This window comes from Amorphoplanes friuliensis DSM 7358 (assembly GCF_000494755.1).
In the GTDB taxonomy this organism is placed as follows: domain Bacteria; phylum Actinomycetota; class Actinomycetes; order Mycobacteriales; family Micromonosporaceae; genus Actinoplanes; species Actinoplanes friuliensis.
This window is the reverse complement of the sequence record NC_022657.1, coordinates 4,849,063-4,869,934: the sequence shown is the minus strand read 5'-3', so window position 1 is coordinate 4,869,934 and position 20,872 is coordinate 4,849,063. Positions and strand designations below refer to the sequence as shown.

20 protein-coding genes are annotated in these 20,872 nt (G+C 71.2%); 14 read left to right on the top strand and 6 right to left on the bottom strand.

The genetic code is table 11. The annotated features are described in order from the left end of the window. The first annotated feature begins 2 nt into the window (after positions 1 to 2). Genes AFR_RS47950 through AFR_RS22640 form a run of 3 tightly spaced genes read left to right on the top strand, consistent with a single transcriptional unit; the run spans position 3 to position 3,185 of the window. On the top strand, positions 3 to 1,058 hold the full coding sequence (locus tag AFR_RS47950; RefSeq protein ID WP_023363169.1) for a 1-phosphofructokinase family hexose kinase: 1,056 nt from the start codon (positions 3 to 5) through the stop codon (positions 1,056 to 1,058). Between the two features lie 11 nt (positions 1,059 to 1,069). Beyond that, positions 1,070 to 1,921 (top strand): class II fructose-bisphosphate aldolase, encoded by an 852-nt coding sequence (locus tag AFR_RS22645; RefSeq protein ID WP_023363166.1) that lies wholly within the window; start codon positions 1,070 to 1,072, stop codon positions 1,919 to 1,921. A gap of 1 nt (position 1,922) precedes the next feature. Beyond that, positions 1,923 to 3,185: a Gfo/Idh/MocA family protein gene (locus AFR_RS22640; protein WP_023363163.1), complete on the top strand. Its 1,263-nt coding sequence runs from the start codon at positions 1,923 to 1,925 to the stop codon at positions 3,183 to 3,185. Here AFR_RS22640 and AFR_RS22635 read toward each other — a convergent pair. The 3 genes from AFR_RS22635 to AFR_RS43810 are packed head-to-tail and all read right to left on the bottom strand — an operon-like array spanning position 3,178 to position 7,099. Continuing rightward, positions 3,178 to 4,443, bottom strand: coding sequence for a nucleotide disphospho-sugar-binding domain-containing protein (locus tag AFR_RS22635; protein ID WP_023363160.1), 1,266 nt, complete (start codon positions 4,441 to 4,443; stop codon positions 3,178 to 3,180). The genes AFR_RS22640 and AFR_RS22635 overlap by 8 nt on opposite strands. After that, positions 4,440 to 6,398, bottom strand: a complete 1,959-nt coding sequence (locus AFR_RS22630) for a glycosyltransferase (RefSeq protein WP_023363158.1) — start codon at positions 6,396 to 6,398, stop codon at positions 4,440 to 4,442. The genes AFR_RS22635 and AFR_RS22630 overlap by 4 nt, the downstream gene beginning before the upstream one ends. Before the next feature lie 59 nt (positions 6,399 to 6,457). Further along, positions 6,458 to 7,099 (bottom strand): cellulose binding domain-containing protein, encoded by a 642-nt coding sequence (locus AFR_RS43810; RefSeq protein ID WP_023363156.1) that lies wholly within the window; start codon positions 7,097 to 7,099, stop codon positions 6,458 to 6,460. 55 nt (positions 7,100 to 7,154) lie between these two features. On the opposite strand from AFR_RS43810, the gene AFR_RS22620 reads away from it, so the two are divergent. From AFR_RS22620 to yicI, 8 genes are all read left to right on the top strand, one after another. Then, positions 7,155 to 7,952, top strand: coding sequence for a class I SAM-dependent methyltransferase (locus AFR_RS22620; RefSeq protein ID WP_023363154.1), 798 nt, complete (start codon positions 7,155 to 7,157; stop codon positions 7,950 to 7,952). Positions 7,953 to 8,033: 81 nt separating this feature from the next. Then, positions 8,034 to 9,041 (top strand): LacI family DNA-binding transcriptional regulator, encoded by a 1,008-nt coding sequence (locus AFR_RS22615; protein ID WP_023363152.1) that lies wholly within the window; start codon positions 8,034 to 8,036, stop codon positions 9,039 to 9,041. A 56-nt stretch (positions 9,042 to 9,097) separates the two neighbouring features. Then, positions 9,098 to 9,550, top strand: a complete 453-nt coding sequence (locus AFR_RS22610; RefSeq protein WP_023363151.1) for a VOC family protein — start codon at positions 9,098 to 9,100, stop codon at positions 9,548 to 9,550. A gap of 5 nt (positions 9,551 to 9,555) precedes the next feature. Beyond that, positions 9,556 to 10,665: a tetratricopeptide repeat protein gene (locus tag AFR_RS22605; RefSeq protein WP_158510560.1), complete on the top strand. Its 1,110-nt coding sequence runs from the start codon at positions 9,556 to 9,558 to the stop codon at positions 10,663 to 10,665. A 112-nt stretch (positions 10,666 to 10,777) separates the two neighbouring features. Then, positions 10,778 to 12,085 carry an extracellular solute-binding protein gene (locus AFR_RS22600; RefSeq protein WP_041841055.1) on the top strand — a complete coding sequence of 436 codons (1,308 nt, stop codon included), beginning with the start codon at positions 10,778 to 10,780 and terminating at the stop codon, positions 12,083 to 12,085. Continuing rightward, positions 12,082 to 12,984 carry a carbohydrate ABC transporter permease gene (locus tag AFR_RS22595; RefSeq protein WP_041841054.1) on the top strand — a complete coding sequence of 301 codons (903 nt, stop codon included), beginning with the start codon at positions 12,082 to 12,084 and terminating at the stop codon, positions 12,982 to 12,984. The genes AFR_RS22600 and AFR_RS22595 overlap by 4 nt, the downstream gene beginning before the upstream one ends. Before the next feature lie 2 nt (positions 12,985 to 12,986). Next, entirely contained in the window at positions 12,987 to 13,814 is an 828-nt protein-coding gene (locus AFR_RS22590) for a carbohydrate ABC transporter permease (RefSeq protein WP_023363143.1), read from the top strand. A gap of 34 nt (positions 13,815 to 13,848) precedes the next feature. After that, a complete protein-coding gene (gene yicI / locus AFR_RS22585; protein WP_023363142.1) occupies positions 13,849 to 16,086 on the top strand; it encodes an alpha-xylosidase in 2,238 nt (745 codons plus the stop codon). On the opposite strand, the gene AFR_RS22580 is transcribed toward yicI, so the two are convergent. Continuing rightward, on the bottom strand, positions 16,072 to 16,623 hold the full coding sequence (locus AFR_RS22580; protein ID WP_023363140.1) for a TetR/AcrR family transcriptional regulator: 552 nt from the start codon (positions 16,621 to 16,623) through the stop codon (positions 16,072 to 16,074). The genes yicI and AFR_RS22580 overlap by 15 nt on opposite strands. 94 nt (positions 16,624 to 16,717) lie before the next feature. On the opposite strand from AFR_RS22580, the gene AFR_RS22575 reads away from it, so the two are divergent. Together AFR_RS22575 and AFR_RS22570 are read left to right on the top strand one after the other, a co-directional pair. Beyond that, positions 16,718 to 17,614 carry an NmrA/HSCARG family protein gene (locus AFR_RS22575; protein ID WP_023363138.1) on the top strand — a complete coding sequence of 299 codons (897 nt, stop codon included), beginning with the start codon at positions 16,718 to 16,720 and terminating at the stop codon, positions 17,612 to 17,614. Positions 17,615 to 17,653: 39 nt separating this feature from the next. Further along, complete coding sequence (locus AFR_RS22570) at positions 17,654 to 18,421, top strand: dihydrodipicolinate synthase family protein (RefSeq protein ID WP_023363136.1); 768 nt, start codon at positions 17,654 to 17,656, stop codon at positions 18,419 to 18,421. Here AFR_RS22570 and AFR_RS22565 read toward each other — a convergent pair. Next, positions 18,398 to 18,901: a hypothetical protein gene (locus AFR_RS22565; RefSeq protein WP_023363134.1), complete on the bottom strand. Its 504-nt coding sequence runs from the start codon at positions 18,899 to 18,901 to the stop codon at positions 18,398 to 18,400. The two genes, AFR_RS22570 and AFR_RS22565, sit on opposite strands and share 24 nt — an antisense overlap. 64 nt (positions 18,902 to 18,965) lie before the next feature. Continuing rightward, entirely contained in the window at positions 18,966 to 20,330 is a 1,365-nt protein-coding gene (locus tag AFR_RS22560; protein WP_023363132.1) for an APC family permease, read from the bottom strand. A gap of 133 nt (positions 20,331 to 20,463) precedes the next feature. On the opposite strand from AFR_RS22560, the gene AFR_RS46825 reads away from it, so the two are divergent. Then, positions 20,464 to 20,871 (top strand): universal stress protein, encoded by a 408-nt coding sequence (locus AFR_RS46825; protein WP_023363130.1) that lies wholly within the window; start codon positions 20,464 to 20,466, stop codon positions 20,869 to 20,871. Position 20,872: the final 1 nt, after the last annotated feature.

Genomic DNA, 20,872 nt, shown 5'->3' with positions numbered 1-20,872 from the left:
CGATGATCGTCACGGTGACCCTGAACCCGGCGCTCGATCTGACCTACCGGGTCGGCACGCTGGTCCCGCACGGCACCCACCGCGTCTCGCAGGTCGCGGAACGCCCCGGCGGCAAGGGACTCAACGTGGCGGGCGTGCTGCACGCGCTCGGCGAGCCGGTCCTCGCGACCGGCCTGCTGGGCGGCACGACCGGCGGCCGGGTGACCACCCTGCTGGCCGGTGACGCGGTGCCGGCCGCGTTCGTGCGCATCGCCGGTGAGACCCGCCGGACGGTCGCGGTCGCCGACGACGTCGACGCGACCGGCTTCTGGGAGCCCGGACCCCAGGTCACGCCGGGGGAGTGGGCGGCCTTCGTCGCCCACTTCCGCGACCTGCTCGGCACCGCCGACGTGGTCGCCCTCTCCGGCTCCCTCCCGCCCGGCGTCCCCGTCGACGCGTACGCCACACTCGTCCACCTCGCAGCCGAGTACGCCGTGCCTTCGATCCTCGACACCAGCGGTGAGGCGCTGCGGCACGGTCTGGCGGCCCGCCCCGACCTGGCCAAACCCAACACCACCGAGCTGTCGGCGCTCCTCGCCTCGGCATCGGTCCCGGGCGGGGCCGCGATCACCGCGGGCCGGGACCGCACCTTCGCGGACGCCGCGCCCGGTCGTGCAGGGACCGACGCGGGCCCGTCAGGGGCGCGGGACGCCGACGCCGGCCCGGCTCTGCTGGAGGCGCGCGGGGGCGGCCGTGAGCTCGCGGACGCCGCGCGGGCCCTGGAGCTGGGGGCGAGGGCGGTCGTCGTGTCACAGGGACCGGACGGGCTGCTCGCGCTGACCGTCGACGAGGCCTGGCGCGGCGTCCCCTCCGAGCGCCTCGAAGGAAACCCGACCGGTGCCGGCGACGCCTGTGTCGCCGCCCTCGCCCGGGGGCTGCGCGACCGCACGCCCTGGCCCGCCCTGCTCGCCGACGCGGTGGCCCTGTCGGCCGCCGCCGTTGCCGCTCCCGTCGCCGGTGCCGTCGACGCCGCGACCTACCGACGCCTGCTGCCCGCCGTACGCGTCAGTGCTGCCTGAGAGGAACCACCATGCTCAACCCGACCGGAGAGATCGTCGCCGCCGCCCGCGCCGCGGGCGGCGGCGCAGGCGCCTTCAACGTGATCACCGTCGAGCACGCCGAGGCGATCGTGACCGGTGCGGAGGAGGCGGGCCTGCCCGTGATCCTGCAGATCAGCGAGAACGCGGTGCGCTTCCACCACGGCCGGCTCGCACCGATCGCCGCGGCGGCGCGGGCCATCGCCGTCTCGTCGACCGTGCCCGTCGCCCTGCATCTCGACCACGTGGAAAGCGACGACCTGTTCGACCAGGCGGCGGCGCACGGCTTCGGCTCGGTCATGTACGACGCGTCCACCCGCCCGTACGCCGAGAACGTGGCGGCGACCGCGGCTGCCGTACGCCGCGGCCACGCCACCGGGCTGTGGGTGGAGAGTGAGCTCGGCGCGGTCGGTGGCAAGGACGGCGCGCACGCTCCGGGCGTACGCACGGATCCCGGGGAGGCAGCGGCGTACGTCGCGGCAACCGGTGTCGACGCGCTGGCCGTCGCGGTGGGTTCGTCGCACGCGATGCACACGCGGACCGCACGCCTGGACCACGATCTGATCGGCCGGCTGCGTCTGGCCGTGCCGGTGCCGCTGGTCCTGCACGGCTCGTCCGGTGTGCCCGACGACGAGCTGGTCGCAGCGATCCGCGCCGGCATGGTGAAGATCAACATCGGGACGGCGCTCAACAGTGCGTTCACCGGTGCGGTCCGCGACACCCTGGACGGCGATGCCGCGCTGGTCGACCCGCGGCGCTACCTGGCGTCGGCCCGGACCGCGATGGCGGGCACGGTCGCCGCGGCGCTGCGGCTGCTCGCCACGCCGACCGTGGTGGCCGGCTGACATGGTCACCCTCGCTCTGGTCGGGGCCGGTCTCCGGGGCCTCACGTACGCACGGCACGCGGTTGCCACCGGCTCGGGCCGTGTCGTGGCGGTCGCCGAGCCCGATCCCCGGCGCCGGACGGCCGCGGCGCAGGAGTTCGGCATCCCGGCCGCGCAGGTCTTCGCCGACTGGGCCGGACTGGCCGCCGCGGACCGGCTCGCGGACGCCGCGGTGGTCGCCACCCAGGACCGCATGCACCACGACCCGGCGATCCGGCTGGCCGGGCTCGGCTACCACATCCTCCTCGAGAAGCCGATGGCGCCGACCGACGCCGAGGCGACCGAGATTGCGGCCGCGGCGCAGCAGCACGGTGTCATCTTCGCCGTCTGCCACGTGCTGCGGTACACGCCCTACACGCGGCTGCTCAAGCAGGCGCTGGCGGAGGGCCGCATCGGGCGCCTGATCAGCGTGGAGCACCTGGAACCGGTCGGCTGGTGGCATCACGCGCACTCGTTCGTCCGCGGGAACTGGAGCCGCGAGCAGGAGTCCGGCCCGATGCTGCTGACCAAGTCCTGCCACGACATCGACTGGCTGGTCCACGTCATCGGAGCCGTGCCGGCGCGGATCAGCTCGTTCGGCAGCCTCACGCACTTCCGGCCCTCCGAACGCCCCGACGGCGCGGCGGACCGGTGCCTGGACTGCCCGGTCGAGACCACCTGCCCGTACTCCGCGAAGCGCCTCTACCTCAACGCCCTGGCCGACGAGGAGCAGCACTTCTGGCCGCTCGGCGCGGTCACTCCCGTCGCCACGGAGGAGGCCGTGCTGGAGGCGTTGCGCACCGGCCCGTACGGCCGGTGCGTCTACGACGCCGGCAACGACGTCGTCGACCACCAGGTGGTCAGCATGGAGTTCCCGGACGGCGCCACCTGCTCGTTCACGATGAGCGCGTTCACGCCGATGGAGCACCGCCGCACCCGCCTGATGGGTACGCACGGCTTCCTCGACGGCGACGGTGAACGCCTGCGCTACGTCGACTTCCGTACCGGTGCCGAGGAGGTCCTGGAGGTCGGGGCCGGCGGCCCGTCGGCGTCGGACGGCCACGGTGGCGGCGACGAGGGCCTGACCGAGGCGTTCCTGGCCGCGGTCGCCGCGGGTGACCCGTCCCTGGTCTCGTCGGACGCGACGCAGAGCCTGGCCACCCACCGCGTGGTCTGGGCCGCCGAGCACGCCCGCCGCACCGGCGAGGTCGTGCGCCTGGCACCCGACGGTTCCCTGCTCAGATGAGCGCCGCCCGGGCCAGCAGCGGGCCCGGCTTGGCACGCAGCTGCTCGCCGAGCTCGGCGGTGACGGCGGGCGAGCTCCCGGCCAGGAGCTCCCGCACGGCGTCGGCGATGGCGATCGGCGTCACCTTGTTGGGGTCCAGGGCCGCGCCGGTCCCGCTGGCCTCGACCGAGGCCGCACCCGCGAACTGATCGGTCGAGAACGGCAGGACGAGCATCGGCACCCCGCTGGTCAGCGCCTCGGTGACACTGTTGTTGCCACCGTGGGTGACGGCCAGCGCGGCGCGGGCCAGCAGCGCCGTCTGCGGCAGGTGTGTCCGGGCCAGCCAGGTGTCCGGCAGGGCGGGCAGGGCCCGCGCCGAGCCGGTCGCGACGGCCACCCGGACGTCCAGCGACCGCAGGCCGACGAGCACCTTGGCCAGGACGTCTCCGCGGGCCGACAGGAAGCTGCCGAAGCTCACGTAGACCAGCGGCCGGTCGTCCGCGTCGAGCCACGTCGCGATGTCGGCCGGGACCGTCTCGGTGCGCACGGCCGAGCCGAGGAAGGCGTGCGGTGGCAGCAGCGTGGTCCGGGCCGGATCGTGCAGGGCCTCCGGATAGTTGAGCAGCAGCGGCGCGCCGTGCGCGGCCAGGGCGTCGTCGCTCGGCTTGGCCGAGGGGGACAGCACCCGCAGGGCGGCGTTCCACTCCTGGGTGAACGCGTCGCGGACGTCGCGGCACACCTGGTGCAGGCGGGCGAGGGCCATCGGCGAGGGATCGAACGCCGCCGGCCAGTCGGTCGGATAGCCGTAGACCTCACCCCCGACCGGCAGCGCCGACGGGTGGCCGAGCACAACGTCAGCGTGCGGTACGTCGAACGCCGTCAGGCCCAGCCGGGCACTGAACGCGAGGTGGTCGACGATGATCCGGTCCGGCTTGACCTCCTCGACGGCCTTCAGCACCGCGTGGGCGCGGCCGACCGGGTCCCACAGCAGGTCCGAGCGGCGGGCCCGGGCCTGGTGGAGCAGCGTCTCCACCAGCCCGCGCCGGGTCGCGGCGAAAAAGCCGCGCAGGGCGTCGTCCTCGGGCTGGATCACACCCGCGTTGGAGTTGCGGCCCAGCGACAGGTCGGTCCGCTCGTAGCCGAACGACGTGACGATCGGCGCGGTGGCCGGGCCGGTCGCCACGACCACACGTTCCCCGGCGTCGCGCCAGGCGGTGGCCAGGGTCGCGAGCGGCAGCAGGTGCGAGGCGTAGTCGGGGCTGATGACGAGGAGGGTCACGGCCGGTCGACCTCCTTCGTGACGGTGGTGTAGATCTTGCCCAGTGTGGCGGCCATCGCCTGCACGGTGAAACCGGCGCGGACCCGCTCCCGGGCGAAGGCCGCCCGGGCAGCCTGTCCTTCTCCGGCCGCAAGGTCCAGTGCACCACGGAAAGCCCGGGCGAGTTCCGCCGGACGGGTCGTGTCGGTGAGCAGCCCGGTACGCCCCTGGTCGACGTACGCCGGTGGCCCGCCCGCGTCCGGCCCCACCACGACCAGCCCGGCGGCGAGCGCCTCGAGCAGGGCGAGCCCGAACTCCTCCTTGAGGCTGGCACACACGTAGACCGAACCCGGCCCGGCGCTCGCCAGCCAGCGGGCGACCACGTCGTGCTGCTGGTGACCCGGCATGACAAGCCCGTTGGCCGCCTCGGGGTGGCGGCGCAGCACGTCGGCGATGAGGTCCAGCTGGCCGCGTTCGTCGGCCGACGGGTTCGCCAGGTCGCCGCCGAGGATCACCAGGTTGCAGCGCTGCCACAGCCCGGGGTCGCTCGCCCAGACCTCGACCAGGGTCGCCATGCCCTTGACCCGGTGCAGCCGTCCGACGCTGAGCGCGAGCGGCAGGCCACGCCGTGCCGGTGGCAGGTCCAGCGCCACGGTCGCGCCGGCCGCGGCCTCGGTGACCGTCAGGTCGATGCCTTCCGGTACCACGGTGAAGCGGTCCGGGTCGGCCGCGATGTCGGTGCCGGTCAGCCGCAGCAGGTCGTCATGCAGCCGCGCTCGCGGGAAGAGCGCCACGTGGGCGGCGTCCGCGGTCAGCCGCCGCACCAGCCGGGCCCGGAAGAACAGGTGCTCGCGCTGATCGGCCGCCCCGAAGTCCTCCCGGGGCAGGAACTCGATCGCGCCGTGCGGGTCCGGAGCGAGGGTGAAGACGATCGGGATGCCGAGCTCGGAGGCGGCCTCCGCCGCGGCCAGGCTGCCGACGTCGGCCATTCGGAGGTGCAGCAGGTCGACGGAGTGGGCGCGCAGCAGACGGCGGATGCCGCGGCGGGCCGCAGCCCAGGCGGGCCACGCCTCCGCGGCGCTGCCGGCCGGCCTGAGCAGCGGCACAGCGGCCAGCTGATGGCCCTCGAAGGGGCGCAGGGCCGTCAGGGCGGACTCCGCGGTGCCCCGCGACATCGTCAGGACACGCCCGATGCCGCGTTCGGCGACCAGCGCGCCGCCCAGACGGACCAGCAGCGTCGCGATCCCGCCCGTGTCACCGGCGCCGGCCCGGCTCAGCTGGGGGTCCAGGTCGGCGTGCAGGAACAGCTGGGCGACGGTCAGCCCCTGATCGCGTACGGGTGCAGCGTCGCCCGCGAGATCGGCGGCAGCCAGCCGGGCCACCGCCCCCAGCTCGCCGTCTTCGCTGATCAAGCCGCTGATGATCTCCAGGGCCGTGGGGTCGCCGGTCCGGTCGCCGAGCGCGGCGACGGCCGCGATCCGCACCCGCGGGTCCTCGTCCGCGTCGGAGGCGACGGCGTCGACGGCCCGCGCGGCAACCGCACCGGCGGTGATGCCGAGCGTCTCCACGATCCGGGCGCGGACCTCGGCGTCCGGTGCGTCGTGCCAGGCGGTGATCAGAGCGTCGGCGCCGGTGCCCCAGCCGGCGAGGGTGCGCTGGGCCAGCATCCCGCCGAAACCGCCCGCGACGACCGCGGCCACCAGGTCGTCGAGGGCGTCCTCACGCGCGGGCAGCGACATCAGCGCCCAGGAGGCGTGCTCGCGGAGAACGGCGCGGGGGCTCGACAGCAACCCGGCCAGCACCGGACCCGAGATTTCCGGGTCGGCCGCGCTCAGGGCGTGCACCGCCGCGATCGCCGTCAGATCGTCGGTTCCGCCGGCCGCACGGATGAGGACTGCGGGGTCGGTGAGGCGGTTGTCACCCACGATCTCCGCCAGGATCGAGGACTGAGGGACCGCGGACGACGTGAGGCGCATACCTGAGGGTTCGGCCGCCCCGGCGCCGATGGATGCAGTTCAGCGCGATGAGGTGTGGATCACTGCGTGCCGGTGCAGGCGGTGCGGTTGACCGTGCACGAGGCCGGCCGGTCGCGGGTGCCGGAGAACTGGAAGCGCAGGGCGACGCTGCCGCGGGCGGCGACCGGAACCCCCGAGCTCCAGACGAACCGGTCGCCTGCCCGGCTCAGCGTCGCCTGAGGGGCCGATTCGACCCAGGAAGTCACCAGGTCGCCACCATCGTCCGGAAAGCGCAGCTCGACCCGCCAGTCCCGATCGCGCCCCGAGGTGTTGCGGACGAGCACCTCACCGATGAACCCGTCCGGGAACGAGTCGACCACCCGGTAACGGCCGGTCACGTCGGGTGGCGTGGGTGATCGCGGCGGATTGGTCGCCGGGGCGTCGGTCGCCGCGGTGGTCCTCGGCCGGGATCGTGCGGGTGACGGTGGGTTCGGCGTCGTCGTGGTCAGGATCGGCACCGGCGCTTCCGTGCCCGGCGTCAGCCCGAGCGGCGGCACAGGGAGAAAGGTCGGCGCGGGCGGCGGCGGTGCAGCCTCGGGCGACGACGAGAACCGGGTGGCCGTGACGATCAGCAGGGCGATCAGCGCACAGATCGCGAGCAGCGTCGGCACCCACGGCAGCAGCTCGCGAACGGCGGGCCGGTCTTCCCGGAAAGGCACCATGGCGCGAGAACACTATCGACATCGGACTGCCGGGCGGAACCCCTAGGATCGGCCTGTGGGTCAGGTCTGGCAGGTCGGGGACAATTACGAGGCGTACGTCGGCCGGTGGAGCCGCCGGGTCGCGCGCGAGTTCGTGACGTGGCTCGGTGTGCCCGCGGGCCGCACCTGGCTCGACGTCGGCTGCGGGACGGGCGCCCTGCTGGCGGCAGCGCTCGCGGTGGCTCCGGCCCGGCTCACCGGTGTCGACCGGTCGACGGGGTTCCTGGCGACGGCGCGGGCGCGCGTACCGGAAGCGGATCTGGTGGCCGGGGACGCCGCGGCCCTGCCCATCGAGGGCGGCCGGGCCGAGGTGGTCGTCAGCGGTCTGACCCTGAACTTCGTCGGTGTCCCGGCGCGGGCGGCGGCCGAGTTCGCCCGGGTGGCCGCGCCCGGCGGGACAGTGGCGGCCTACGTGTGGGACTACGCCGACGGCATGGTCATGATGCGGCACTTCTGGGACGCCGCGACCACGCTCGACCCGGCAGCGAGCGCCTTCGACGAAGGCAGCCGCTTCACCCTGTGCCGGCCCGGCCCGCTCGCCGAGCTGTGGACGGCGGCCGGGCTGACCGGCGTCGAGACGCGCGCGATCGACGTGCCGACCGTGTTCACCGGCTTCGACGACTACTGGCAGCCGTTCCTCGGCGGGCAGGGCACCGCGCCCGGATATGTGGCGTCGCTGAGCGAGGAGCGGCGCGGGGCGCTGGCCGGGCTCCTGCGGGAACGCCTGCCGCGGGCCGACGACGGTTCGATCCGGCTCACCGCCCGGGCCTGGGCCGTCCGCGGCCTCGCCACGCAGGCGCGGCCGGTGCGCTGACCAGGTGGTGACGGTCAGTAGGATCGGCTGACCAGGACCGCGGGAGCCCGTCCCGCACGAGTCCCGGCCGGGGGAGGGGCGATGCCGACGATCAGCGACGTCGCCCGCGCGGCGGGTGTCTCGATGAGCACGGTCTCCTACGTCCTCAGCGGTCGCCGGCCGATCTCCGCCGAGACGCAGGCGCGGGTCAAGGCGGCGATCGCCGAGCTCGGCTACCACCCCCACGCCGGGGCCCGGGCCCTGGCCAGCAGCAAGACCAGCGTGCTCGCCCTGGTCGTGCCGCTGCGCGTGGACGTCAGCGTCCCGGTCATCATGCAGTTCGTGACCGCGGTGGTGACCGCAGCCCGCACCTACAACCACGACGTCCTGCTGCTCACCAAGGACGAGGGCACCGCCGGCCTGGAACGGGTCGCCGGCGCCACGATGGTCGACGCGCTGATCGTGATGGACGTCGAACGCGACGACGTCCGCATCCCCGCGCTGGGACGCCTCAAGCAGCCGTCGGTGCTCATCGGCCTGCCCGACGACGCCGCCGGGATAGCGTGTGTCGACCTGGACTTCGCCGCGACCGCCGCCGAGTGCCTGAGCCATCTGGCCGGGCACGGTCACCGCCGCATCGCCCTGGTCGGACCGTCACCCGCCGTCTACGAGCGCGGCACGACCTACGCCCCGCGCTTCCTGAGCGGTTTCACCGAGGCGGCCACCGACCTGGGCCTCTCGACCGTCGCCCACCCGTGCGAGCCGGGCGCCGAGGGTGTTCGCGAATGTCTGGCCCAGATCGACGCCGAGCTGCCCGGGACCACGGCGCTGGTGGTCCACAACGAGGAAGCCCTGCTCCCACTGCTGGGGGAACTCCGTGCCAGTGGGCGCCGCGTGCCGGAAGACCTGTCGATCGTGGCGGTCTGCCCCCGCGACGTGGCGGTCGGCCTGCCGGTCCGGCTCACCTCGGCTGACATCCCCGCCCACGACGTCGGCACGCTGGCGGTCGAGACGGCGATGAACCTGCTCGACGGCCGGAGGACCCCGCAGACCCGCCTGCTGCCTCCGACCATCGTCGAACGGGACAGCTGCGCGGCTCCCCACCGGTGAGCGCGGTCGGCGGGTCCGGTTGCGCCCAGTGCCATGTAACTACTATAAGTGGTTACATGGCACTCGGATGGAAGCTGGTCATCGACAGCAGCGACGCCCCCGCGCTCGCCGACTTCTGGGCCGCGGCGCTCGAGTACGAGGTGGAGGACCCGAGTGCGCTCATCGGGCAGCTCCTGGCCGCGGGTCACCTCCCCGAGCAGGCCGTCGCCGAGCACCGCGGCCGCAAGATCTTCCGTGGCTTCGCGGGCGTCCGCCACCCGGACGATCCGTTCGACGCGTCCAGTGGTGTCGGCAAGGGGCGGCGACTGTTGTTCCAGGACGTTCCCGAGGGCAAGGCGGGCAAGAACCGCCTGCACATCGACGTCCACAGTGAACCCGGTGGTCTCGCTGATCTGGTGGCCCGTCTCGAAAAGCTCGGGGCGACCCGGGTCGAGGAGTTCGACAAGGGTCCCGCCGGTCACTGGTGGATGATGCGTGACCCCGAGGGCAACGAGTTCTGCGCGCAGTGATGAGCGTGGCCGCCGCCCTTGTCGAGAACGGCTATCTGGAGCTGGCGCGGCAGGAGGCCCGGCGCGGCGATTTCGACTGTGCCGACGCCCTCGCCCGGGCCTGTCCCGAAGAGGCGGTCGAGCTCTACCGGCCCTTCGCCGCCGCGGGCGTGTGGATGGCCGTTCACCGTCTCACCGGCGTGCTTCCGGCCGAGGAAGCCATCGCTCTGGTCCGGCCGCAGGCCGAGGCCGGTGAGCGACTTTTTGTGGTCCGGCTCGCTGAGTTGCTGGCTGAGCAGGGACGCATCGACGAAGCGATCTCGGTGCTCCGGCCGGGCCTCGACGACTGGTACCTCGCCCGCGCGCTGGTCGAGCTGACGGCCGGTCGCGACCGCGATGACGAGGTGCTGAATCTGTTGCTGCACCACGAAAGTCTGCGGGCCACCGTCCTGGAACGACAGGGCCGTCCGGACGAAGCGGTCGCCCTCCTGACGTCGAAGTTGCGCGGCCCCGACTCCTACGACGTCGGCCACGCGCAGCAGATCGCCCGCATTCTGGCGTGGCACGATCCGCCCGCGCTGCTGGAGTTCGCCGCCGGCGACGGCCGTGAGTACGCCACCCGCATCCTCGCCGAGTCCCTCGAGGACCAGGGGCGGACCGACGAGGCGATCGAGGTGCTGCGGGGCGACCCGAGCCTCCCCGAGCTGCTGGTGAGGCACGGCCGGCTCGACGAGGCGATCGAGCTGCTTCACCCGCTCGTCGAAGCCGATCCTGAGCAGCACTTCCAGCTCCTGTGCACGCTGCTCATCCGGCAGGGGCGCGCCGGCGAGAGGCCGGAGGTCCCCGGGCTCGACCCGTTCGACGTACGGATGGACTGGGTCGAAGCGCTCGTGGAGTGCGGCCGCACGGAGGAGGCGATCGCGGCGCTGCGGGACGATCCGGACGCTGACAGTGGCTTCGTGCGGGCCCGCCTCGCCACGCTCCTTGCCGACGAGGAGGCGATCGCGGTCCTGCGGCCGGACGAGGAGGCGGAGCTGCTGGCGACGCTGCTCATCCGGCAGGGCCGGCCCGGCGAGGCCCTGGAGCTGCTGCGCCGCGGCGACGGGAAATCTGCTCGTCACACTGTTGACATCTAGGTGAGGCGTTCCCTACCGTCTGCCCCAGCCCCGATCATCGAAGCGCTTCGACACTGCACATCATCGAAGCGCTTCGACGGCGGGAAAGGGATGGACCCCTGGGAGGCACGGCATGTTCAGACCACGGATGAGCCTCGCCGCGGGCGCGCTGCTTCTGGCGGCGTCCCTCGGCCTTACCGCTTGCAGTGATTCCGGCTCCGGCGACGAGGGCGCTGACGCCAAGACCCTGACACTCTGGCACTACGAGGGCCCGACCAGCGCGATGGGCATCGCCTGGAACAGGGCGATCGAGCTCTTCAAGGCGAGCCACCCCGGTGTCGAGGTGAAGTTCGAGGAGAAGAGCTTCGAGCAGATCCAGCAGAACGCCGGCATGATCCTCAACTCGGACAGCGCGCCGGACATCCTCGAGTACAACAAGGGCAACGCGACCGCGGGCCTGCTGTCGAAGCAGGGGCTGCTCACCGATCTGACCGAGCAGGCCACGCAGCGGGGCTGGGACAAGGCGCTGAGCCCGAGCCTGCAGACCACCGCCAAGTACGACGGCGACGGCATCATGGGCAGCGGGAAGATCTTCGGCATCCCGAACTACGGCGAGTACGTCATGGTCTATTACAACAAGGACCTGTTCGCCAAGAACAAGATCGCCGTGCCCACCACGCTCGCGGAGTTCGAGGCCGCGATGGACACCTTCGCCAAGGCCGGTGTCACCCCGCTCTCGGTCGGCGGCGCCGAATACCCCGCCCAGCAGATCCTGTACGAGCTCGCGCTGTCCAAGGCGAACCGTGCCTTCGTCGACAACTACCAGCTCTACAAGAGCAAGGTGGACTTCCACGGGCCCGAGCTGACCTTCGGCGCGCAGACGTTCGCCGACTGGGTGGCCAAGGGGTACATCGCCAAGAACTCGGCCGGCATCAAGGCCGAGGACATGGGTGTCGCGTTCACCCAGGGCAAGTTCCCGATCATGATCTCGGGCAGCTGGTGGTACGGCCGTTTCACCTCGGAGATCAAGGACTTCCAGTGGGGCACGTTCCTGTTCCCGGGGAACTCGCTGCACCCGGGGTCGAGCGGCAACCTCTGGGTCGTACCGGAGAAGTCCAAGGCCAAGAGCCTGGCGTACGACTTCATCGACATCACCATGAAGCCGGAGATCCAGGACCTGCTGGGCAACAACGGTGGTGTCCCGGTGGCGGCGGACCCGGCGAAGATCACGGATCCGAAGAACAAGGAGCTCATCGACAACTTCGCCAAGATCTCGTCGAGTGACGGCCTGGCGTTCTACCCGGACTGGCCGGCACCCGGGTACTACGACGTCATGGTGGGCGGTGTGCAGGGCCTGATCAACGGGTCGAAGACGCCGCAGCAGATGCTGGACGAGGTCGCGAAGCCGTACGACGACAACCTCGCCGATCTGGGCAGATGAGCAACCGGGGAGGCCGGCACGCCGGCTATGGGGTGTACCTGATCCCGGGGGTGCTGGCCTCCCTCGCGGTGATCGTGGTGCCGCTGGTGATGACCGTCGGGATCAGCTTCACACGCTGGTCCGGCATCGGCAGTCCGCCGTGGATCGGGTTCGACAACTACACACGGCTGTTCCACGACGCGAACTTCTGGGCGTCGTTCGGCCACATCCTGCTGCTGATCCTGGCGATGGCGGTCGTGCCGACGCTGCTCGGGCTCCTGCTCGCGGCGGTGCTGTTCGACTACATCGCGAAGATCTTCGGGCCGCGCTGGGCGAGCGTCTTCCGGTCCGGGTTCTACCTGCCGCAGGTGCTGCCGGTCGCGGTCACGGGCATCGTCTGGGGCTGGATCCTGCACCCGAGTTACGGCGCGCTCAACCGGATCCTCGACACCGTCGGGCTGTCCTCGCTGAGCCGCAACTGGCTCGGCGACCCCAAGTATGCGCTCTACAGCGTCATGGCCGTGATGATCTGGTTCCAGCTGGGCTACCCGATCGTCATGTTCATGTCGGGGCTGCAGCGCATCGACCCCGAGCTGTACGAGGCGGCGGACCTCGACGGCGCCGGCTGGTGGCAGCGCTTCCGGCACATCACCGTGTACCTGATCCGGCCCGAGTTCTACGTCGTGCTGGTGACCACCACCATCGCCGCGCTGAAGATCTTCGGGCAGATCTTCGTGCTGACCCGCGGCGGCCCGAGCAACGCGACGCTCGTCCCGTCCTACTTCGCCTACAAGAACTTCTTCGAGAAGGCCCAGGTCGGGTACGGCTCGGCGATCTCGACCGTCCTCACCGTGATCATCATCGTGCTGGCGTTCGTCTTCCTGCGCCTGCAGACCCGTGACCAGCGAAAGGGGCTGTAACGATGACCAAGCGTTATCCGGCCCGGTACATCGTGCTCGCGGTCCTGATCGTCCTGCTCCTGCTCACCGTGGCGCCGCTGCTGGTCGTCGCCCTCAACGCCGTCAAGAGCCCGGCCGACTACGCGAGCAACGGCCCGCTGTCGATCCCGAAGTCGCTGCACTGGTCGGGCATCGTCGACTTCTGGCAGCGGGTCGACTTCAGCCGCAAGCTGCTCAACAGCTTCATCACGGCGTCGGTCGTGGCCGTGCTGGGCGTGCTTCTTTCGGTGCTCAACGCGTACGCGCTGGGCATCGGCCGGGTGAAGGGCCGGGTCTGGTTCCTGGTGTTCTTCCTGGTGGCCAATCTGCTGCCGCAGGAGGTGCTGGTCTACCCGCTGTACTACCTGTCGAAGAGCCTGCACCTGTACGACAGCCTGCTCTCGATCATCATCATCTTCACGGTGATCCAGAGCGCCTTCGGCACGTACCTGCTGTCCTCGGTCTACGCGGAGTTCCCGACCGAGCTGCTGGACGCGGCCGCGGTCGACGGCGCCGGGCGCTGGCGGACGCTGTGGCGGGTGGTCGTCCCGGTGAGCGGGCCGACGCTGGCCGTGCTGTTCACGTTCTTCTTCATCTGGACCTGGAACGAGTTCTTCCTGCCGCTGGTCTTCCTGATCTCGAACGCGAACCAGACCGTGCCCGTCGCGCTCGGTGTGCTGCAAGGGGACAGGCAGATGGACGCGACGACAACCAGCGCGTCGGCCCTGATCGGCATCCTGCCCGCGATGCTCTTCTTCCTGATCTTCCAGCGCACGCTGACCCGCGGCATCACCGCCGGCGCCATCAAGTAGCCCGCCGAGGACTCCGAGAGAGCAGAGGACGTGCATGAAATTCACCGACGGCTACTGGCGCAAGCGCGACGGCCTGACCGTCCTGCACCCGGTCCAGCTCCAGGACACCTCGGTTAGTAAACACTTACTAACCGGGTTTGCCACGGCGAGGCGCGTGCAGGAGCGCGGGGACACGCTGGACGCGCCGATCATCACCGTCGGGCTCAGCGCACCCGCGGCCGACGTCGTCCGAGTCACGATCAGCCACTTCGCCGGTGCCGTGCCGCGCAAGCCCGACTTCGAGATCACCGAGGACCCGGACTTCGTGCCGCAGATCGACGGGACCAGCCTGACCGCGGGTGCGCTGACCGCGCGGTTCGCGGGTGGTGACCGCTGGCGGCTGGACTTCGAGGCCGGCGGCAAACGCCTGACCGGCAGCGGCCACAAGGGCATCGGCGTTGTCGACACCGCCGACGGCGACCACTACGTCCACGAGCAGCTCGACCTCGGTGTCGGCGAAGCGGTCTACGGCCTCGGCGAGCGCTTCGGCCCGCTGGTCAAGAACGGCCAGACGATCGACATCTGGAACGAGGACGGCGGCACCAGCAGCGAGCAGGCGTACAAGAACGTGCCGTTCTATCTGACCAACCGCGGTTACGGCGTGCTGGTCGACCACCCCGGCCGGGTGTCGTTCGAGGTCGGGTCGGAGCTGGTCTCGCGCACGCAGTTCAGCGTGGGCGGGCAGACGCTGTCCTACCTGGTCATCTACGGTCCGACGCCGGCCGACATCCTGCGGAAGTACACCGCGCTGACCGGCCGTCCCGCGCTGCCGCCCGCGTGGTCGTTCGGGCTCTGGCTCACGACGTCGTTCACCACCTCCTACGACGAGGAGACGGTGACCAGCTTCGTCGACGGGATGGCCGAGCGGGACCTGCCGCTGAGCGTCTTCCACTTCGACACGTTCTGGATGCGCGAGTTCAGCTGGTGCGACTTCGAGTGGGACGCCCGGATCTTCCCGGACCCGCCGGGCATGCTCAAGCGCCTCGCCGACCGTGGCCTGCGCACCTGCGTGTGGATCAACCCGTACATCGCGCAGCGGTCGGCGCTGTTCGCGGAGGGCATGGCGGCCGGCTACCTCGTCCGCAAGCAGGACGGTGACGTCTGGCAGTGGGATCGCTGGCAGGCCGGCATGGCCCTCGTCGACTTCACCAACCCCGAGGCCCGCCTTTGGTACGCCGCCAAGCTCCGCGCCCTCCTCGACATGGGCGTCGACGCGTTCAAGTCCGACTTCGGCGAGCGCATCCCGACCGACGTGGTCTGGCACGACGGCTCCGACCCGGAACGCATGCACAACTTCTACACGCAGCTCTACAACAAAGTGGTCTTCGACGTGCTGCGCGAGCACCGCGGCGAGGGCGAGGCTGTGGTCTACGCCCGCTCGGCCACCGTCGGTGGCCAGCAGTTCCCGGTGCACTGGGGCGGCGACAACTCCTCGACGTACGAGTCGATGGCGGAGAGTCTGCGCGGCGGGCTGTCCCTGTCGGCGTCCGGTTTCGGCTTCTGGAGTCACGACATCGGTGGCTTCGAGGGGCTGCCCGATCCGGCCGTGTTCAAGCGGTGGATCCCGTTCGGGCTGCTCTCCTCGCACAGCCGCCTGCACGGCAACCAGACGTACCGGGTGCCGTGGCTCTTCGACGACGAGGCCGTCGACGTGCTGCGGGCGTTCACGAAGCTCAAGCACACGCTGATGCCGTACCTGTTCGGGGCCGCGGGGAGGGCCCACCGGGAAGGCCTGCCGGTGATGCGGCCGATGATCTTCGGTTTTCCGGACGATCCGGCGGTGAGCCACCTCGACCGGCAGTACCTGCTGGGCGACAACCTCCTCGTCGCGCCGGTGTTCAGCGAGGAGGGCGACACGTCCTACTACGTGCCGGCGGGCCGCTGGACGAAGTACCTGACGGGTGAGGTCGTCGAGGGGCCGCGCTGGGTGCACGAGAACCACGGCTTCGCCAGCGTGCCGCTGCTGGTGCGGCCGGACTCGGTGCTGGCGGTCGGTGCTTGCGAGGACCGGCCCGACTACGACTACCGCGACGGCATCACCTTGCGGCTCTTCGAACTCGCCGAGGGCACACGGACGACAACGGTGGGGGAGACGACGTTCGCCGTGACGCGCGAGGGCGGGACGGTACGCGTGGTGCGTACCGGGGAGGACCTGGCCTGGAAGGTCCGGGCGGGGGACACCGTGGTGGAGGTCGCCGCCGGCGAGGCGACCTGCGAGCTACGCCTGGGGTGACGGGTGGATGCCGTCGATGGCGAGGCCGAGCAACCGCCCGGCCTCGCTGCCGTTGTCACCCGGGCAGTGCTCGACCGCCATCGCCACGGCGTTGACCAGGGTCAGCAGGTCCCTGATCGACACGTCGGTGCGGACGGCGCCGGCCGCGCGGGCACTGGTCAGCAACTCGTCACCGGCCGCCTCGACCAGGCTGAGGCAGACGTTGTCGCGGCTCGGAACGAGTGACGAGGCGAGGCCGCGGGTCGAGGACACGTAGGCGCCGACCGCTCGCAGCCAGATCCCGAGGGCGGGACCCGGTTCGGCGCCCTCGGCGAGTTCCCGGGCCTGGGCGCAGAGCGCCTCGACCCGGCCGTGGAAGACGGCGTTCAGCAGGGCCTGCCGGGAGGCGAAGTGGCGGTGCAGTGTGGCCGAGCCGACCCCGGCCTGCCGAGCGATCTCCTCGAGGGAGGCGTCGGCGCCGTCGCGCGCGAACGCCGCAGCCGCCGCGGTCACCAGCGCGTCGTAGTTGCGCTGCGCGTCGGCGCGTCTGGGTCGCATGGCTCACTCCTCCAGCGGTTGTGAAACGGGGTGCCCCTCCGTATCGTAGCGTCCAAGAAACGGGGGCCCACCCCGTTTACTGAAGGGATCACCCATGGAACCTGTACTGGTCACCGGCGCCACCGGCAAGCAGGGCGGCGCGGTCGCCCGGGCCCTGCTGGCAGCGGGAACACCCGTCCGGGCCCTCGTCCGTGATCCGCAGACCGAGCCCGCGAAGGCGCTCACCACGCTCGGGGCCGATCTCGTCGTCGCGGACCTGAACGACCCCGCATCCCTGGAGGTCGCCGCGACCGGTGTCCGGGGTGTGTTCTCGATCCAGATCGCGGACCTCGACAACCTGGCCTCCGACGCCGAGGTCGTCCGCGGTCGCAACCTGGTCGCGGCCGCGCGGGCCACCGGGGTCCGGCAGTTCGTGCACACGTCGGTGTCCGGTGCCGGTGAGTACCACCGCAGCGCACCCGGCTGGACCGAGGGACGCTGGCCGCAGACGCACTACTGGGAGAGCAAGGCCGCGATCGACGAGGCGGTCCGGGGTGCCGGCTTCGAGACCTGGACGGTGCTGAAGCCGTCGACGTTCATGGAGAACCTCATCGGGTGGTCGTACATGTTCGGCAACTGGGAGCGGGACGGCTTCGTGACCGCGTTCCGGGCTGACACCCGGCAGAGCTGGGTCGCGGTGCAGGACATCGGTGCGGCGGGAGCGGCGGCCTTCGCTGATCCGGCACGTTTCCACGGCGTCGACCTCGAGCTCGCCGGTGACCGGCTCACCATGACCGAGGTCGCGGCGATCCTCACCGACGTGCTCGGCCGCGACATCACCGCGCCCGTCTACACCCCGGAGGAGGCCGTGGCGCGGGGCATGCTGCCCATGATGGTGCCGATGCACGAGTGGACCGACGTGGTCGGCAGTCCGGCGCGTCCGGAGCACGCTCACGCGTACGGGCTGGTCACGACCGGTCTGCGGGAGTGGGCGGCGGCCAATCTGAGCTGACCTTTGGCGCCGGGCGGGCCGCTGCGGGAGGCTGGGAGCATGGTGACTCGACCGCTCTGGACCGGCCCCGCCGTCGCACTCGTCAACCTCTTCGACCACACGGGCGCCGTCGAGGCGAAACAGACCGCGCAGCATGCCGCCCGGCTCGTCGCCGCCGGCATCAAGGGTGTCCTGGTCAACGGCAGCACCGGTGAGGCGAGCACGCTGACCGACGCCGAACGGGTGGACCTGGTCTCGGCGGTCCGCGAGGCGTGCCCGGGAGTGCCGGTCATCGCGGGTGCGTCGGGGGAGTGGTGGCAGCCCGCCGCGATCCGGGTCGCCGCGGCCATGGAAGCGGGTGCCGACGCCGTCCTGGTCGCGCCGCCACGGCTCGGCGGATCGCTCACCGAGTACTACCGGCGGGTCGCGGAAGCAGCCGCGGGGGCGCCGGTGCTGGCCTACCACTACCCGGGTGTCGCAGGCGGGCCGGTGCCGGTCGACGCCCTCACCGGGCTGGGCGTCGCCGGGGTCAAGGACTCCAGCGGCGACCCGGTCCGCCTGGGCCACGAGCTCGGCCTCGGCGGTTCCCTCACCGTCTACACCGGAGCGTCGGCACTGCTCGGGTACGCGGGCTGGCTCGGCGCCGCGGGGGCGATCGTGGCCGCGGCCAACCTCGTACCGGAGGAATGTCTGAAGGCCTGGGACCGCGACGCCGCCGCGCAGCACGTGGTCCTGCGCACCGAACGGGAGAGCAAGGCCCTGCCGGGCGGCCTCAAGGAAGCCCTGGCCGCCCGGTTCGGGACGTCACCCTTCCGCCGGATCGGCTGACTCCGGGATCATCCAGATGCGCAGCGGGCCGATGCTCCGGAAACCGGCCGCGTGCGCCGCCGGGAGGGTGTCGGCGGTCTCGTAACCGACCAGCGGCAGACCGGGGAAGTGCGCGGAGATCGCGGCGACGGCGTCCTCCCAGACGTCGTCGCCGCGCACGTTCGAGATGCCGACACAGCCGTCACTGAGATTGCCGATCGCCCCCTCCACCTCGACGACCGGACGATCCGTCCGCGGGTAGCGGCTCGGACCCGGCGACTCGACCGGCTCGCGGTAGATCCACTCGGCGTCGAACAGGACCTCGAACCCGGCCGGGGCCAGGTCGAGGGTGGCGAAGCTGTCCTTGACCGAGCAGCCCGGCGACAGGTCGATCCCGGCCAGGATGTCCCGCGGGCGCTCGGTCAGCGAGACGGCGTCCGGATAGAACGGCGGGGACCGGCGCAGGGCCAGCCAGCGGTCCGGCTCGAACCGCGTCGGCACCCCGGCGGCACGGCAGACCAGATCGCACCAGTCGGCGTTGTTGCGGGCGGCGAGAGAAGTGAGCTCAGGCAGTGTGCCGCCTCCGGGTGAAGTAGGTGATGGCCCACAGGACCACACCGACGACGAGCAGAATGCCGGCGACCTTGTAATCGGCGGTGGCCCGGCCCGAGAGCGGACTGGCCAGGTAGGCACAGGCGACCGCGCCGATCACCGGGATGGCCGTGGGCGCCTTGAAGTGCTTGTGCTCGACCCGGTCACGCCGCAGCACCAGCACCGCGACGTTGACGATGGTGAAGACGCAGAGCAGCAGCAACGCCGTCGTCCCGCCGAGAGCGGTCAGATCGGCGAACCAGATCAGCCCGAACGCGATCAGCGTCGTGAAGATGATCCCGACCCACGGCGTACGCCGGGTCCGGTGCACCTTGCCCAGGATCTTCGGCAGGACACGCTCGTTGGCCATGCCGTAGAGCAGCCGGCTCGCCATCAACATGTTGATCAGGGCCGAGTTGGCCACCGCGAACATCGTGATGAACGCGAAGATCGTCAGCGGGAAGCCGGGTGCGCCGGCCGACACCACCTTGAGCAGCGGCGCGTCGCCCTCGCTCAGGTCCTCCGGCGAGACGAGCGCGACAGCCGAGATCGCCACCAGCACGTAGATCAGCCCGGTGATGCAGAGGCCGGTCAGCATCACCTTCGGGAAGATCCGCACCGGGTCCTTGGTCTCCTCGGCCATGTTCACCGAGTCCTCGAAACCGACCATCGCGAAGAACGCCAGCGCCGTCGCCGCGGTCACCGAGAAGAACGCGGACTCCCCGGGCGGCGAGTTGAACTCCGTCAGCCGCGACAGGTCCCCGTCACCACCACCGAGCGCCCACGCGCCGATGCAGATGACGATCAGTAGACCGGTCAGCTCGACACAGGTCAGCAGCACGTTGACCTTGACGCTCTCGCCGACACCCCGGAAGTTGACCAGGGCGATCAGCGTCATGAAACCCACGGCGACCGCGGTCAGCCCGAGCCCCTCACCGAGCGACAGATCGAACGCCTCGGCGAAGTTCCCCGCAAACGCTTTTGCCGCGCTCGACGCACTGGTCAGCCCCGAACACATCACCGCGAAGGTCACCATGAAGGTCAGGAAATGGATCCCGAACGCCTTGTGGGTGTACAGGGCCGCACCGGCCGCCCGCGGATACTTCGTCACCAGTTCCAGATAACTGAACGCCGTCAGCAGCGCGACGACAAACGCGACGAGGAACGGCAGCCAGACAGCCCCGCCGACCTCCGCGGCAACCTTGCCGGTGAGGGCGTAGACCCCGGTGCCGAGGATGTCCCCGACCACGAACAGCAGCAGGAGTCCGGGCCCGATGACCCGGTTCAGGGTGGGTTGTTCACGCTCTTCAGTGCTGTCCTGTGTTCCAGGGTCCGCCATACCGCGTACCTCCACATCGACTGCCCAAGGCCTCACGGTAAGGGATCGAACGCCCGCGCGCCGCTCGTGCCGACTTGTCCCGGCGCGCCGGGCGGGTGAGGATCGACGCAACCCCCACCATCGGAGGACACAGATGCGCATCGTGCTGGCCGTGAAACCCGGCACCGATCAGCCCTGGATCACCGACGCGGTGGCCCGCCTCGCCCGGCAGACCGGCGCGTCGGTGGCCGTGGTGGCGGTCGACCACGTCGAACTCGAACGCTTCTCACCCGCCCCCCGCACGGTCTTCGTCCAGAGCGCCCGCGAATCCGCCGACCTCGCGGCCCAGCGCCTGACCGCCGCCGGCATCGACGCGGACGCGACCGTCCGCAGCGGCCGCCCCCTCGAAGGGACCCTGGCCTTCGCCGAGGAACAACAAGCCGACCTCATCGTCGTCGGCGCCAGCACCCGCCCCGCCGTCGCCGAACGCCTCCTCGGCAGCGTCCCCCTTGAACTCATCAAAAGATCCGCCCGCCCGGTCCTCGTCATCACCCACCCCTGAC